At 61.3% G+C, this 15,288-nt stretch carries 18 protein-coding genes and 1 pseudogene; 15 read left to right on the forward strand and 4 right to left on the reverse strand.

Annotated features, from left to right (window positions below; translation table 11 throughout):
* The 8 genes from CXY72_RS19900 to CXY72_RS00820 all read left to right on the forward strand — a co-directional run.
* A partial coding sequence (locus tag CXY72_RS19900) for a hypothetical protein (protein WP_233197572.1) occupies window positions 1-364 on the forward strand: 364 nt, incomplete at its 5' end.
* A complete protein-coding gene (locus tag CXY72_RS00785; RefSeq protein WP_104125831.1) occupies window positions 361-1,728 on the forward strand; it encodes an NAD-dependent succinate-semialdehyde dehydrogenase in 1,368 nt (455 codons plus the stop codon). The genes CXY72_RS19900 and CXY72_RS00785, both read left to right, overlap by 4 nt.
* Window positions 1,729-2,350: 622 nt before the next feature.
* Entirely contained in the window at window positions 2,351-2,623 is a 273-nt protein-coding gene (locus tag CXY72_RS00795; RefSeq protein WP_104125833.1) for a hypothetical protein, read from the forward strand.
* A 496-nt stretch (window positions 2,624-3,119) separates the two neighbouring features.
* Window positions 3,120-4,082 (forward strand): ABC transporter permease, encoded by a 963-nt coding sequence (locus CXY72_RS00800; RefSeq protein ID WP_158252413.1) that lies wholly within the window; start codon window positions 3,120-3,122, stop codon window positions 4,080-4,082.
* Window positions 4,083-4,171: 89 nt separating this feature from the next.
* A complete protein-coding gene (locus tag CXY72_RS00805) occupies window positions 4,172-4,498 on the forward strand; it encodes a hypothetical protein (protein WP_104125835.1) in 327 nt (108 codons plus the stop codon).
* A complete protein-coding gene (locus tag CXY72_RS00810) occupies window positions 4,495-4,719 on the forward strand; it encodes a helix-turn-helix transcriptional regulator (RefSeq protein WP_104125836.1) in 225 nt (74 codons plus the stop codon). Before CXY72_RS00805 ends, CXY72_RS00810 begins: the two co-directional genes overlap by 4 nt.
* Complete coding sequence (locus tag CXY72_RS00815) at window positions 4,716-5,669, forward strand: ABC transporter ATP-binding protein (RefSeq protein WP_104125837.1); 954 nt, start codon at window positions 4,716-4,718, stop codon at window positions 5,667-5,669. Before CXY72_RS00810 ends, CXY72_RS00815 begins: the two co-directional genes overlap by 4 nt.
* A gap of 44 nt (window positions 5,670-5,713) precedes the next feature.
* Window positions 5,714-6,436 (forward strand): ABC transporter permease, encoded by a 723-nt coding sequence (locus tag CXY72_RS00820; protein ID WP_158252414.1) that lies wholly within the window; start codon window positions 5,714-5,716, stop codon window positions 6,434-6,436.
* Between the two features lie 407 nt (window positions 6,437-6,843).
* Here the strand turns inward: CXY72_RS00820 and CXY72_RS19085 are convergent, their stop codons facing one another.
* Together CXY72_RS19085 and CXY72_RS00825 are read right to left on the reverse strand one after the other, a co-directional pair.
* A complete protein-coding gene (locus CXY72_RS19085) occupies window positions 6,844-7,140 on the reverse strand; it encodes a hypothetical protein (RefSeq protein ID WP_146070988.1) in 297 nt (98 codons plus the stop codon).
* Window positions 7,141-7,403: 263 nt separating this feature from the next.
* On the reverse strand, window positions 7,404-7,589 hold the full coding sequence (locus tag CXY72_RS00825; protein WP_146070989.1) for a hypothetical protein: 186 nt from the start codon (window positions 7,587-7,589) through the stop codon (window positions 7,404-7,406).
* A 682-nt stretch (window positions 7,590-8,271) separates the two neighbouring features.
* Between CXY72_RS00825 and CXY72_RS00830 the strand changes: the two genes are divergently transcribed.
* The 7 genes and pseudogenes from CXY72_RS00830 (at window position 8,272) to CXY72_RS00860 (ending at window position 13,747) form a co-directional block, all read left to right on the forward strand.
* The gene (locus CXY72_RS00830; protein WP_158252415.1) at window positions 8,272-8,526 is read left to right on the forward strand and encodes a hypothetical protein; all 255 of its coding nucleotides are present in this window, start codon (window positions 8,272-8,274) and stop codon (window positions 8,524-8,526) included.
* 73 nt (window positions 8,527-8,599) lie between these two features.
* The gene (locus CXY72_RS20470; protein WP_104125841.1) at window positions 8,600-9,229 is read left to right on the forward strand and encodes a stage II sporulation protein M; all 630 of its coding nucleotides are present in this window, start codon (window positions 8,600-8,602) and stop codon (window positions 9,227-9,229) included.
* A gap of 41 nt (window positions 9,230-9,270) precedes the next feature.
* Entirely contained in the window at window positions 9,271-9,819 is a 549-nt protein-coding gene (locus CXY72_RS00840; protein WP_146070991.1) for a hypothetical protein, read from the forward strand.
* Between the two features lie 10 nt (window positions 9,820-9,829).
* A complete protein-coding gene (locus CXY72_RS00845; RefSeq protein WP_104125843.1) occupies window positions 9,830-10,213 on the forward strand; it encodes a hypothetical protein in 384 nt (127 codons plus the stop codon).
* Complete coding sequence (locus tag CXY72_RS00850) at window positions 10,210-11,754, forward strand: hypothetical protein (protein WP_104125844.1); 1,545 nt, start codon at window positions 10,210-10,212, stop codon at window positions 11,752-11,754. The genes CXY72_RS00845 and CXY72_RS00850 overlap by 4 nt, the downstream gene beginning before the upstream one ends.
* Window positions 11,751-12,386 (forward strand): ATP-binding cassette domain-containing protein, encoded by a 636-nt coding sequence (locus CXY72_RS00855; RefSeq protein ID WP_146070992.1) that lies wholly within the window; start codon window positions 11,751-11,753, stop codon window positions 12,384-12,386. The genes CXY72_RS00850 and CXY72_RS00855 overlap by 4 nt, the downstream gene beginning before the upstream one ends.
* A gap of 75 nt (window positions 12,387-12,461) precedes the next feature.
* Window positions 12,462-13,747: pseudogene (locus CXY72_RS00860) on the forward strand (IS256 family transposase).
* A gap of 272 nt (window positions 13,748-14,019) precedes the next feature.
* Here CXY72_RS00860 and CXY72_RS00865 read toward each other — a convergent pair.
* On the reverse strand, window positions 14,020-14,442 hold the full coding sequence (locus CXY72_RS00865) for a hypothetical protein (RefSeq protein ID WP_158252416.1): 423 nt from the start codon (window positions 14,440-14,442) through the stop codon (window positions 14,020-14,022).
* 423 nt (window positions 14,443-14,865) lie between these two features.
* A partial coding sequence (locus CXY72_RS00870; protein ID WP_233197573.1) for a DDE-type integrase/transposase/recombinase occupies window positions 14,866-15,288 on the reverse strand: 423 nt, incomplete at its 5' end.

The following is a 15,288-nucleotide window of genomic DNA, read 5'->3' on the forward strand; positions in this document are numbered from 1 at the left end:
GATTTGGGAAGCCGCGTCGGGGAGGAAGGCGAAGCCGGTTCACGCGTCTGAGTTCGGCACGGCGAAATGGCCGTTCCTTGATGATGGCACCAGCGTAGCTTCGCCACGCTGGCCAGGCATCCTCAGGCGCAGCGTCAAAGCAGTGAAAAAAATTGTTACCGAACGCCACACGACCTCGCGCCGGATACTCGACGAATTCACAAACCAGCTCACTGATCACCCCAGCAGAATAAATGGACTACCCCGCGACGAAACTCCCGCTGGTCTCATTTGCCTTGACAATTCCCGCGAAGATGATTGGCTCGTATTACGTGACAATTTCCGGAACAGTAGTCCTACCGTGAAAGAAGGAGGTGGCCCGTGAGCCACTACGCCGTTATCAATCCCGCCACAGGCGAAACCATCAAGACATACCCGCAAATTTCGAATGATGAACTCGAGCAGGTCATCGCATCGGCTGATCAGGCACACCGAAGCTGGTCACGTAACTCTTCAACCCACAAGGCCGCACTCTTGCGCAGGGTTGGCGATTTGCATGAGGAGCGCCGCGATGAGCTGGCGGCCATCATCGTGCGCGAGATGGGAAAACCCGTCGACCAAGCGCTCGGCGAGATCGACTACTCCGCCGACATCTACCGGTACTACGCCGACAACGCGCAGGAGTTTTTGAAGGACGAACCAATCACCCTTCTCAGCGGCGAGGGTTCCGCCTTCGTGCGCTCCAACTCTTTCGGTGTGCTGATTGGGGTCATGCCATGGAACTTCCCGTACTACCAGGTTGCGCGCTTCGCCGCACCGAACCTCATGAACGGCAACACGATCATCCTCAAGCATGCGTCGCAGTGCCCGGAGTCAGCCGCCGCGATCGAGCAAATCTTCCACGACGCAGGCTTCCCGACTGGCGCCTATACCAATGTGTACGCGGACAGCGAGCAGGTCGCCGCGATCATCGCCGACTCGCGGGTACAGGGCGTCTCCCTCACCGGTTCGGAGGGCGCCGGCGCGGCCGTCGCCGAAGTGGCCGGTCGCCACCTGAAGAAAGTCGTCCTGGAACTGGGTGGGTCAGACCCGTTCATCCTGCTCAGCACCGACGACATGGATGCCACAGTGGCTGCCGCCGTCGAAGGTCGCCTCCGCCGCAATAGCGGGCAGGCTTGCGACGCGGCTAAGCGATTCATCGTGATCGATGAACTTTACGATGAGTTCACGGAGAAGTTCACCGCCGCCATCTTGGCGAGCTCTCCCAGCGACCCGACCGTCGAGGGTGCAGACTACGGCCCGCTTTCTTCCCTCGGCGCGGCCGAGCAGCTACAGGAGCAGGTAGAGCGCGCCGTCGCACAGGGAGCGACCCTGGCAGCAACCGGCAAACGCTCTGGCGCCTTCTACCCGTCTGCCGTGCTCACCGATATCACGCCAGACAACGACGCATACCACGAGGAGCTCTTCGGCCCCGTAGCATCCGTCTACCGAGCAGCCTCAGAAGATGACGCCGTCACCCTTGCAAACGCCACTCCGTTCGGGCTCGGCTCCTACCTGTTTACGACCGATCCCGAGCAGGCACTGCGGGTCGCCGACCGCATCGAAGCCGGCATGGTCTACGTCAACCTCGTCGGCGCAGACAGCGCAGAGCTGCCATTCGGCGGGGTAAAAAGAAGCGGCTTCGGGCGCGAACTCGGACGCTTCGGTGCCAGTGAGTTCGTGAACAAGAAACTCATCCGCATCGGCTAACCCATCGCAGACCTCCGCGGCCGACGCGGAGATTGCCGTTCAGTCGCCGGTGCTGCGGCGTGTGAACATCGCGCGTGTAGCCTCGCGGATGTCCTAACGCTCTCGCAGCACCTGGCGCAGGTCGTACTCGTGCTGTTCCTTAGTAACCGCGAGTTGAACAAGGACGTGGAATTTTGCACGATTCCAGGTTCGCACGCAGCGCCACCCAGTCTCCGTGGGCAATGATCCGGAACGGTTGTCCCTCCAAGCGCTGATCCCGGCGTGGCGAACCGGGCTGAGCAAAATCGTCACCATCCCCCGCCAAGGCTCCTACACTCGCGTCATCGGGCAGCACATACTCCTCGTCACGGACGATCACCAGCGATACAGTGAAGCCCTCAAGCAGTTCCGATATGGGTTCCTCTCGCGGCAATGGCGCAAAATCCGCAGTTCGGCTCGGCTGGTGGGCGTGCGTCTTAGGGCCGAGGTAGTCCATTCACCGCAGGGCTGGCGGATGCCGTTGAACCGGTCGGCTAACGACGATCGCGGGGCCTTTGCCGTATTTTTCGATGGACAAGTCGAGCGAGTGCAAGGATGAGCCATTCGCACTTACCCGCATTCTTCAGGGGGATCAGTTCAAGCCATGACCAGATCGACTGGGGGCAAGTTTGAGCCGTCGCTCATCGGGGCGGGACTCCTGCTTGTCGTGAGTCCAGTCATCCTGTATTGGTTCATTCACAGTGATCCGGACCGATATCTCTGGATCATCAGCGGGCCCGCCCCCTTCAGCAGCTTCGGCAGCGGACCTTTCCAGCTCTACGTATACGCCGGCCTGGTCTTTACAGGCAGCCTTCTCATTACGACCGTCATGGTCGCCAAGAGACGCCGACGCGTCCTACAAACGCCCCCGCGCTAGCGGCCGCGGTTTCGGCCGCGCCTTCAACAGCACGACACGAAATGAACTCGTCAAAATAAGCCTTGGTCCGGCGGCCATCAGCGAAAGGCTCGAAATTCGAGCGTCCCGAATGACGTTCCGCTTACGGGCCGCTGGGCGGGTCATCGTGCCAATGTTTAGTTTGCTTATTCGAGCGCCCGCTGATCGCTCCGTAAGGGCGCGTGCGTCTACGGATGGATCGCTCCCAAGTGCGCGGAACGTCTGACAGTCATGCTCATGCGGCATCAACTCGAATTTTGGCAGCGCAACTTGACGCCGCCTCGATTGTCAAGGATACTTTCCATATGGTAAGTCTCCTTGTCACCGCAGCTCTTGGTCAGTTTGGGTGTCGCTTGTGATGCAGTGTGGCAAGAGGGGCGTTTCCCTGCCTCTTTGGTGGGGTACCTTTGCGCGTCTCTCTGTGATGAGCGGGAAGGACGTGCTGAGGAACCCGCTGACGGGGTTCTCGATGCTGTTCATGTTCGCGACCATTCTGGTGATCTACGTGTCGATGTGGCTTTCCTTCACCGTTCTCGGGCCGACTCCTTCGGCTGTCGTCACTTCTGCAGGTGCGCCCGTTATGGACGCTTTGGACAGTGCCGGTGTCGCGCTCGTCGACGTAGGTGCGGAAGGCCGGAACGCGGAGATCACTGTTCACGACGGCCGCGCTTATGTCCTTCTTGATGCGTCGAATCAACCAGCGTGGAATCCGATTTGGATGGGGCTTCGAGATGCCGGTTTCGCTGCCGATGCGATCACAGTGGTCGATAGTGACGGGGATGTGAAGCTCGATCCACTCCGCGCTAATTTGGGCGTCGCCGCGATGCTGGGGATCGCGAGTATCGCGTTCATTGGCACCACTGTTCCGTTAGTGGCAATGAGGGAGCGGGGTCTCCTTCGATTGTTTGGCACGGCGCCCCTTCGCCGCTCGACGTTTTTGCTGGCGCAGCTTCCTGCTCGGGTTCTCGTTGCGGTGGTCCCGATTACGCTTACCGTCGCGATTGCGGTCTGGCAACGCTACCTCGATGGACTCGATGTCCTGGGCCTTGGTGTCACGTTCCTGCTCGGTACGGCCATGCTTCTGTCCTTCGGCTTGTTGTTCGCAGCCCGGTCGCGTAATGCTGAAGCGACGCAGCAAAGTATGGTGATGCTGACGATCATGCTGGTTTTTGCCTCTGGTGGCCTCCTGCCCGCGTCAATCCTCCCGGCTGTTGTCCAGATCGCGATGAACTGTCTGCCGACGACGTGGTTAGCGACGGCGGCCAGCGCGACGCTCACCGGCTCCGAACCGTTTTTTCCGCTCACGGTCCTCTGGGCCCTCATGGCGGTGGCCGCAGCATGTGCGGCGGGAATGGCTGCCCGACTCTTCGAGTGGGATCAGTCCGAACCGCGACACCCAAAACTAACGATTCGACGAGAGAAAGTCCAGGCGCAATTGTGACACCAGAGCCAAAGACTCGAACCCCGAAAGAACTGCAAGGGTCTCGACGGTACATGTGGGAGGTAGGCGCAGGAGTAGTCGCATTCGTTGTGCTGTTCCTTTTCCTTCCGGGGGTCGTTCGCACCGAAGAGCGAACGCCAGCAAGTATCCTCATTGCGCTCCTGCCACTCATCCCTGTGCTCTGGATCACCATCGCCGTTACTCGACACATTCATCGTGTGGACGAGTTCCAACGGATCTTCGTCTTGCAGAGCTTCGCGATCGGTTTCGCGGCGGCGATGTTGATTGCACTCACCATCGCTTTCCTGAGCACCGCCGGCGTCACCGTTGAATACCCCGAGTGGTGCGTGTTCATTGGAGGAATGTCTGTGTGGGGCGTCGCCATTAGTGTTCTCTCATTCCGCGCGAGTCGATGAGAAACGACGTTCGCAAGCTCCGCACCGAGCACGGATGGACTCAGGTACAGTTCGCGGAAGCTCTGGGCGTCTCCCGGCAGACCGTCAACGCGCTGGAAACAGGAAGGTACGACCCCTCACTGCCGCTCGCCTTCCGAGTGTCGACCCTGTTCTCTGTGCCAATCGAGACCATCTTCTTCCCCGACGAAAATGACGCCCCACCTACCGGAGGCAAGCGATGATCGACCGAACAAGCGATGTGATTGTCGTCAACAAACTATGCAAAGTGTATGGAACGCAGAATGTCCTTCGAGGTATCGATTTGACAGTGCGGCGCGGCGAAGTCTTCGGACTTCTCGGGCCGAACGGAGCAGGAAAGACCACGACGCTCGAGACCATCGTCGGGCTCCGTCGTCCCACCTCAGGTACCGTCACCGTTCTCGGCTTCGATCCCGCGAAGGACCGGCGCGAGATTACCAAGCGAATGGCCGTGCAGCCACAGGCCGCAGCGTTGTTCCCCACCTTGACCGTGTGGGAGACAGTCCAACTGTTCGCCTCGTTCTACACCGCACCGCGTGAGACTGCCGACATTCTCCGCGAGGTCGGGCTCGAACAGGCACACCAAATGCGGGTAAAGCACTTATCCGGCGGTCAAGAACGACGCCTACTTATCGGCATTGCCCTCATCGGGAATCCCGAGATTCTGGTGCTGGACGAACCCTCCGCCGGACTCGACCCGAGCGCCCGCCGCAAACTGTGGGACATCATCGAAGGTCAGCGACAGCGAGGCGGCACGGTGCTCTTGTCGACCCACCACATGGACGAGGCCACCCAGATGTGCGACCGGCTTGCCATCATCGTTGACGGACGAGTCGCGGCCGAAGGAGAACCTGAAGAACTCATCCGGCAGTACTCTGCCACCGCGACTGTCACCTTCACCGTTCCCCGCCCGGTGACCAGCGCAGACCTCGCTGAGTTCGGTCTTGTTGGCAACATAACGACGACCCAGATCGGAGCTGAGACCCATGCCCGTGTAGTGACGGAAGACCCCGACACGATCCTTCGAAGAATCACTTTTTCACCGAGACTCGGCGCCCACGACTATCGAGTGCAGCGTGGGTCGCTCGAAGACGTCTTCCTGGACATCTCGAACTCGAGCCCGAGCACCAAATCGAGCACCGGCAGGCCATGAAGGTTAGAGCCTCGACGGGCGCTCAAGTTCTCCCGTTCGCACGGATGCACACACGCGAACTTCTTCGGAGCAAACGCGCTTTGGTGGCTCTCCTGGTCAGCTTCGCTGCGTTTCCCGTCCCGTTCTGGGGCATCGACATCCTCATTGCGGCGGCTACTGGAAGCCCAGCCGGCCTGCTCCGGAAGAGTTTGCCGCTCATCGCCGTGACCGGATTCATGGCCGTCGCGCTCATCCTGACAACCGTTCAACTCGTCACGTACCGCAGTAACGGAGTATTGCTTCAGCTGGCGACCACTCCTGCGTGCCGCACAGCGTTCCTGCTCGGGCACGTTCCTGTTCGGGCCGGAATTCTCGCCCTAGAAGGAATCGTCATCATTGTCATTGCCAGTGCGGACGGCATCCTTATGAGAGACGTAGGACTACTCGCTGTCACGCTCCTTCTCGGCGGGGCCATGATGCTCGCCTTCGGCTATTTACTCGCCGCCCGGATGACGAATCCAGATCTCGCACTGCAGCTGTCGTACATCTTTCCAATGATCGCCCTATTCACGTCCGGAGCGGTATTCCCGCTCGAATCATTGCCCGAATGGATCACGATAGTTTTCCGTGCTTTTCCATCCACCTGGTTCGTTGACGCCCTGAGCGCCCTGATCGCCAACTCCACACCCTCCCTCCCAATCGGCGCGAACTGGGCACTGATGACACTCGTTGCAGCGGGTACAGCCTACGTCGCGGTTCGATCCCACCAATGGATCTCGAATGAATGAACCGCTTTGCCAAGCATAAACGGCCACGCTCTGCGTCGACCAGCATCCGGCAAACAGAAGGCGTCACACTGACCAGCTTGTCAACTGGCGCCAGCGTCGATATCCGCCTCAGTAGCCGTTCGGCTTCCGGGCACCATTCATAGCCCGGTCGCTCCTGAAAACGGTGGATTCAGACCCACCTACTCCGTCGATTGCGATGAGAGTTGTTTCCAATTTGGTCGAACCAGCCATGCCATAAAGGCACTAACTGCAAAGAGTGCACCAAGCGCGATCGGAATCCAGGCCCGAATCGAGGCGTCCGGACCAAGACTGGCCGGAAGGACCAGTATCAGAGCGGAACTCGATGCAACCATTACAACGAGGAAGACAAGGAACCGCGGAATAGATCGTTTCATCGTGCAACCACCCTACTTGCAGCAGCCCATGACTGCTGTGATCGATGCGCCCGCTACGACTGCGAATGCACCGATGCTCGCGGCGCAGATCACCGCAGTGGGAGGCGTAACCGGAACAACACACGAGCCGCCACACACGACCAGAATTATGCTGGCAGCAACCGCGTCAACTCCGAGCACAGCCACGAGACACTGCGACGGGTTATTGGCTGCAGCAGCGGCAGACGACTCCGACCCGAGTCCAACCAAGTCAGCGCCGGGATCCAGTTCCGCGGAATACACCAGCACCCCGTCACGGTAGGTAGTCACGTCCAGGACGCCGTACTCACGCTCAACTACCGTCGTCTCAGAGTGTTGAACGAGGCCACCCGTCCGGACGAGCTAGAAACTCGAGTGTCCCGCAAGGGGTTCCCGATGCGGGGCAGACGAGGCCGATCTGTCACGCTCAAGCAATGAGCTAGCCAATTGTTGAAGCCGTCGCATCAGAGCACAGCCGTCAAGCCGCTCGCGGTGGAGCGTACGCTCGGAATGGTTGAGGTCTTGGCGAACCCGTGCCGGCTATTCAGGTCGGATTAAGCTTTCCGGGACGATCCCTTAGCCATAGCAAGGTAGGTGCCTGTACCGAGCACCACTGCAATGCTGAGCGCAATGGGGAAAGGAAAACTCCCGTTTACCCAGAGCGCCGCAAAAAGAAAAAAGGCGGCGACAGACAATGCAGAAAGGACTGGGATAAGACGCGTGGCGATCTTGTCGCTCACGGCCCCATCCCATTGATGAGGCATAAGTCACGGGACCCCCATCTTGCGCCCAATCCTTTTGATGGCGTTATGAAATCGACCCAAATCCTCTTCTTCATCGAGATAAACACGAAATAGTCGTTGCTTAGTTGCTTCGCGGCGAAGAAGGCGCTGACTTTTTCCAGGAATTCGATCTCCCTTTTCGACTCAGCATTCTCCGCCGGGCCCCGGCTCGCACCAGCCTCGGGATGTTCCTCTTTTCAGAGGCGCACCCAGTTACCCAGCGTCCCATCGACCACACCGATCTCGGGGCAACTTGCGCGACCGGCCGGCCCGGTGAAATCACCAGCTCAGCGGCCTCAGCACGGAACTCGGCATTGAATTTACGACGATTAGTCATGAAAAAAATCCTTCTTACCTCTGTCTCAATTCACCATAAGGCGCACTGATACTCCAGCGCATGTTTCTTCGTAATCTCACGTCGCGCGGCCATTGATAGCTCCATACTCACTCGAGCAATCACACCGCATTACGCGGACACTCCCTATTGCTATTGAGGCACGCGCCCACGTTTGGGAGCACAATACGTGAGTCTCGTCGACTACTTGACACTGCGAGAATATAAATTACGCTTGAACCAATACAATCAATATGGGGGGGAATCATTATGATCAATACTGTCAATCGCTCGTCCAGAGCGTCCGTGGCTATAAGTGCGGTCTTGGCGGCAACTGGGCTCGCATTCGGGGCCTTCGCCGTCCTCTGGCTGACAGGGACCTTCGGCCTCACTACTATCGCAGCGGGCAACTTGGCCGCCGCGTTCGAAATCGGAGGATGGGCGCTCAGCATCGCACTGATGGCGTTCTCGGGCGGCGTCTCGGCTGTCCTGTACGGCGCGTACCGCGTGTTCGCGGCGGCCGCGACCGCCGGCGCGACACGGATCGCTTTCGTCGCCTAACCGATCACGGCTCGGCTCGGTCCGTGGAGACGGGCCGAGCCGAGCCGCTCGCTCACAAGGAGGGCGTCCAGCGATGAGAGCAGAACCGAGCCTACGGCGCGGGCAGCATAAGATTAACGACCGATCGCCTATCGCCGCCCTGATTTGGCTTGTGGCACCAGTGCCTAGGGCGGATGCTGTTATCTCTCTCGCCATTGTTCTCATTGTCGCTGGGGCGGGCGTTGCGGTCGGCTACCAGGCTTTCTCTCCGGAGGCGGACGCGAGCGGCCCTGGTGGACTGCTTGAGACCACGGAATTTTGGCCCGTACTTCAGGCTATACTCAGCCAAAATCTTGCTGCGGCACTATTGGCCTTCTCTGGAGTAGCGACCGCTGGCTTGAGCACCCTGTTCGGAATAAGTTTGACTAGTCTGTGGGTAGGGGCGTCGTTTCACGCGGTCCAGGTAGAACTCGGCGCGGCCGAGGTAGTCATACGTGTTCTCCCGTACGCGGGAATTGAGTTCGCTGGGATCCTGCTAGCCGCGACCGCTGGGTTGCTTCCTGCTGTTGTCTTCGTTGCAGAGCGGTTCCGTTACGCGCCTCGTCAGAGGTACACATACACGTCTAGCGTCCCCGGTACGCTCCGGTTGTTCCTGGTCGCCGTCCTCCTCATCACGATGGGCGCTTTAGTCGAAGCTGCAGTGATCGCAACTGCTCACCCTTAGCCGCTAGCACCAGCACGCCACGACACGATAGGAGGAACAGCATGCGAGCAACTGGATCTGCGCCTACCGTGACCGTCGAGCTCCGTCGTGCGACTACGCCCCGATTGCTCTGGGGACTTGCAGGTCTTGCTGTCGCGCTCAGTACGGTGGCGAGGCTGCCCGCAATCTCCGCGGGTGTCGAGGAGGAGGTGTTGACAGGGCCGATGTCAGAACTCGTCGGGGAATTGCCGGACGCTGATCTCGCAGTGGCCATCGGAACGATGACCGGCCTCGTCCTCAGCATTGCCCTCAAGCTTCTGGTCGTGGCCGGTGCTATGGCGGTAGAACACCGGACGCGGCGAGCGGGGCATGTCATCGTCGGAGGCCGATATCTGTCGCTTACCTTTCTCGTCGTGACCGGCACGCTCTTGGCCGTACAGCTCGTGTCGCTCGCGCTGGGACTGCAGTCCTCGGGGGTCAAACCCTGGTCCCTCATCCTCGGAGCAGGTCTGGCTGTGGTGGGAACGTTCGTTGTCCGGGACGCCCGCTGGAGCGTCTTCCCTCGACTGGCACTGGCGATGCTTCTCACCGGCGTGTGCCTAGCTGTATGAAGGGTTCGCCATGTCCTTGACCACGCTCGCTGAACGAGGACGTCGACCGTCGACCCTCGCCGTGCTCGCGCTGAGTGCGACGAGTGGTGCCTGGGCGTGGGCGTCCGATGGGACGGCGGACGAGCGGTTTGCGCCGCTGCATGCGGGGGGCCTCGGTCTTGCGGCGCTGGCGTTGGTCGTGCTCGCGGTGGTTCCCCGGGTCTCGGTGCGGGTGATGTCGTGGCTCTTTGCGGTCGCTGGTCTGAGCATCATCGCGGCGATGGGAAGCGACGTTGGCGACCTGGGACCACAGGCGCTCGGGTGGACGGCCGCGGTCGTCGCCATGGCGATGGCCGGCGTGGCAGCGACCGCGACGGCTGACGCGGCCCAGAACAAGCCGGTCTCGCGGCTGTGAACACGAGAGAGGGTGCTCTGGACGACGTCCTCAGCCTCTGGGCGGTGCAACGCCTCGCCACGGTCTCGATGCGGATGCGCGTTCACACCTTCGTGGCTCTCTACATCGTCATCGTCGCGGTCGTGACGGCGATCGCGGGGACTGCCGCGTTCCTCGTCACCTCGGCCACCCCCGTTTTGCTTGGGGTGGGCGCAGGCGAGGTGAGGACCGTGGCCTGGTCGACGACGTTTCTGGTCATCGTCGCGCTTGCGTACGCCGAAGCGAGCGCGCTTTTGCGCGAACGGTTCTCGCGCGTACGGTTCACGGTCTCGGCGGCGCAGGTCCGCGGTCTGTGGCTCGCGCTGGATCTCCCGCTTCGCCACGTGGTCCTGGTGGAGCGCGGTGCCGAGCACCTGCCGAGGGTCCTCGTCAGTGCCGCACTCGCCGTGGGCGGTGGAACAGGGCTCGCGACGGGCGGTCATCTTTGGCCGGCCGTGACGATTTTCCTGGCGTTCGGCATCGTCCTGGCGGGGGCCCTGGGGAGCCACCTCGTCGCGTTACGCAACGCGACGGGCCGTCCCGGGAGGCGAGCACCCACCGGGATGTGGGAGGGCTACTTGGTCCTGCTTGGGCTGGTCGCGGGGACCTTCGCCGCGACGGCTCTGCGGTGGAGCGGTGACGTGGCGGTCGCGGGCCTCGCCCTCGGACCGACGTGGGTGGTACCTGTCGCCGTTGCCCTCATCGGACTCGGTTGGGTAGGGGTGGGCGTGCTCACGCCGCAGGTCCGCAGGGCTCTGCGCTCAGGTGCCGACGTGCCGCTCCTGGGCATCGATGCCCCGGCCCTCCTCGCGGACCGTCCCACCCTGTGGCCGCGCCGGGGACGGTCGACGGTCGTGGGTGCGATCGCCGTAGGTTCGGGCGCGCTCACGGTGCACCCGATGGTGATGCTGGTTCTTCGTGTCACGCTCACGATGGTCGCGATCGGCCTCGGGGTGGTCCTCTCCCATGGACCGGCTCTCCGCGGTCTATGGCTCGGACCGCTCGCGTTAGACGAGGCCGTGCTGCGTGCAGCTCCGCTGGGAACGGTGATGCTCGTGAGCATGGTGTGCATCGTCCCGGTCATAGCCGCCGGTCACGAGGACAAGCTGTGGCACTACCGCACCCTGTGGGAGCTCGGCGCACGACCGACCACGGTGTGGCTTGCGCACGTGACCGGTTCGCTGGTCCAGACCACGGTGCTCGCGATACTGGTGGTCGCCGGGATCGCGACCCTGACCGGTGAGGTGATGGTCGTGATCCTGGCGATGGCGTGGACCGTCGTGCTCTCCGAGCACCTGAGCGAGTCCGTGCTCGCGCACGCGAGCCGCGGTGACGGTGACCGCCGCAGCGTCAGCTACGCGCCCGCGCTCCTCGCCGGCGCGCTTGTCGCCCCTGCCATCTTCGCCGGCATAGCCGGTGGCTGGTGGGCGCTCTCAGTTTTCCTCTATGTCCTGTTCCTCGCACTAGGAGGCTTGTGGTGCTTCACACATCGTTTGACGTTCATGCCGTTGGCTCCCGAGTGAGTTCGCGAACCCCTGCGCTGTGCGTGGTGCAGGTGACAGCCGGGTGGGTCGACGACGTCCCGGCCGTGCGTGACCTGTCCTTTACAGTGAGCGGGCCGGGCCTTACGATGGTGGTCGGCCCGAACGGCTCAGGGAAGTCGACCGTGGTCGAGCTCGTCAGCGGTTACCTGCGCCCGTGGTCGGGCCAGGTAATTGTCGACGGATCGCCCTCGTACCTGCCGGTCGTGCGGGCGCGGCGTCGGGTGTGCCGGACAACGCCCGCCCTCTTCCCCCTCATGACCGTCCGCGATCACCTCGTGCTCTCCGCACGTTCGACTGGCGCCTCACCGACTCGTCAGCTGGATCGCGCAGAAGCCCTGGGGCTGTCGCCGTGGCTCGACGAGAACGCGGGCACGCTGTCCAGCGGCTCGGCGAAGAAGCTCTGGTACCTCTTCTGCACCGCCGGTGACTTCTCTCTGATCGTCCTGGACGAGCCGTTCAACACACTGGACGCCGAAACTGTCCAAGTCGTGGTGGACGAGATCACCGCCTGGTCGCTCGAGGCAACAGTCCTCCTCGTCGCGCACATGCCACCGGACAGCCTCCCCCCGGCAGCGGTGATCGACCTGGGAAAGCACAACAGTGACGGATAGCGAGGACTGGGGACTGTCTCTTAAACGGTGTTTCCGGCCTGACGCGCTGGACGTGGGTCTGGCGGGAAAGGTGCCGTGTTGACGACACTTGATGCTGTGACGAAGAAAACGAAATCTGATCCCACCCGTGAGGCTGTGGCGCCGAAAGAATGGGTGCGCCTGGCCAAGAAGCCGGGCCTGACCCTGGATGGCCCGAATGGGCTGGTGGGTCAGCTCACCAAAACCTTCCTCGAGACCGCGCTGAACGAGGACATGACCGAGCACCTCGGCCATGAGAAGAACCGTGCCCCGGACGAACGCGACGACACGAACGTGCGCAACGGAACCCGCACCAAAACGGTGATCAGTCCCACGACCCGACCAGTGATGATCCAGGTGCCTCGTGACCGGGACGGGATGTTCACTCCGGTGATCGTGCCGAAACGACATCGCCGCCTGAGCGGGGTCGATGAGATTGTGCGGTCGTTGTATGCCCGCGGCCTCAGACCGGGGAGATCAGCGCTCACTTTAATCAGATCTATGGCGCCCAGGTGTCGAAGGAGACCATCTCCCGCATCACGGACAAGGTGGTCGACGAGATGCAGACCTGGCAGTCCCGCCCCTTAGAGAGTGTCTACGCGGTGATTTTCATTGATGCGATACGTGGTGAAGATCCGTGGCGGGCAAGTCGCCAACCGGCCTATCTATGCCGCCATCGGCGTGACCCTGGCCGGCGACAAGGACATCCTCGGGCTCGGGGCTGGCACCGGCGGTGAGGGGGCCAAGTTCTGGATGTCTGTCCTGACCGATATCAAGAACCGTGGCGTCACCGACACGTTCTTCCTGGTCTGTGATGGGTTGAAAGGTCTACCCGATGTTGTCGGGAATGTGTGGCCGTTGACGACGGTGCAGACCTGCATCATTCATCTGATTCGGAACACGTTTAAGCTCGCGTCGAAGAAGGACTGGAAGCGGTGAAACGGTCGGTGAAACCGATGTACAGCGCGCCGACCGTCGACGCCGCCCGCGCAGCGCTGGATGAGATGACCGAGGTCTGGGGCAAGAAATACGGTGCGATCATCCGGTTGTGGGAGTCGGCGTGGGAAGAGTTCACCCCGTTCCTGTCCTACGACTCGGAGATCCGTCAGGTGAGCTGCTGCACCAATGCGATCGAGTCGCTCAACGCCCGATACCGGCGGGCGGTGCGACCTCGAGGACATTTCCCCACCGAGCAAGCAGCTCTGAAATGCTTGTATCTGGTCACTCGCAGTCTCGACCCGACCGGGGTCGGCCGACTGCGGTGGACGATGCGCTGGAAGCCAGCTCTCGACGCGTTCGCCATCACCTTCCGAGACCGCTGGCCGAACGCAGAATCCTACTAATGAAAACGCCGGAAATACCGTTAGTTAGACACTCCCGATCTGGGGTGTGCTAAGAGTGTCTCGTCGCTGTCGCGTCTGCGAAATAAATTGCTGCGCCGTCGCTCACCTGCCGATTTTTACATCGATGCTTGGTAAATTATGGGCCACCAGACCCAAAACATGACGGTATTCACCAGACCCGCTACGCCCACACGAACATCCCGCAGGCCGCATACGGTCACTCCAGAAGAGCCGCACTACAGATAAATGTCTCAGTTCTGACCCCAAGAAAACTAGCGCGGGACCCGTGACGCTTTTACTGCCTGGAAGTATTCTCTTGCCGGCCGCAGCCACACGAGCACGGTCGCGACGACCGCGGCAACGGCCTGGAGCGCCCCAAGGCCGAAGCTGCCTGCGACACTGGTGAGCGACAGGGCGGCAAGAATCGTGAGGACAATGCGGGCCCATCCGGCGCCTCGCTTCATGAACAGCGCGAAAATGACGAAGGCGATAATCCAGATGATCGCGCCGATGATCGCCGCGGTGATCACGGCGGTGATCACGGCGTCGATCGTGCTGGTGGAGACGGTCACGCCGGATGTCGCGAGCTGACTCTCGATTACAGATCTGTCAGCGCCCGCGGTCGCTGCGCGGACAACGCCACCGATGAGCGCCGCGAGGGCTGCAAGGAGGTAGAGCCAGAATGCCATCCTCACCTGCTGAGGCTGGCCAACGGGGGCAGACGATGGCGTGGACTTGACAGAAGGTGCGCTCGGAAGGCCAGTGGGTTCGCTCGTACCAGACGAATTGCTCATTCTGTCACCGTAGCCCGTATCTGGCAATAGTGCAGATTCCGCGAGCACATTGACTCGATGTACTACGTCGTGCACAGCGTCGAGGGTGTCCGTTACCCGTTGAACGCAGTGGGTGAAATCGGTTAGGGGGGGTCCATTTAGGTGCCGTAAGACGATTGCATGTCGCCGACGGAGGACCGAGTCTACTGCGCCCGTCAAGTTATTGAGACGATCTGATTGATTTTTCTTCTACGCTGCAGCCGTTTAGCGGGCGTCGCGGTGAGCGGCCAACGCGACCGCGGGTTGGAGCCCTCCGTTATGTGAATGAGGGCGCCGCCGGTTGTATCAAGATTCGATATATTCCATCACGGCGGTCCTCGCGGCGAGGTGGTTCTCGAACTCGTGCTGGTGATATACTTCGGTCTTCATGTGCGAGAAGAAACTTTCCGCCACCGCGTTGTCCCAACACAGACCGACGGCTCCCATCGACTGCGTGACCTGGTAAGCGGCGCACCACTTTTGGAACAGGCCCGACGTATATTGCGTGCCACGGTCGGAGTGAAATACGGCACCGTTCGGGTCGAGGTAACCATGATCCCGCGCCATCTCCATCGCGTCAACGATCAGGCTGGTGCGCATATGACTGGCCATCGACCAGCCGACCACCATCCGGGTACAGAGGTCGATGGCTGACCTGCCGCGGGTATTTCGGACAGCGGAATTAGTGGATTCTTCTACGCTGTCCATGCTGGCTGTTGATAACCGTAG

The sequence above is a fragment of the Cryobacterium sp. Y57 genome (assembly GCF_002929505.1).
In the GTDB taxonomy this organism is placed as follows: domain Bacteria; phylum Actinomycetota; class Actinomycetes; order Actinomycetales; family Microbacteriaceae; genus Cryobacterium.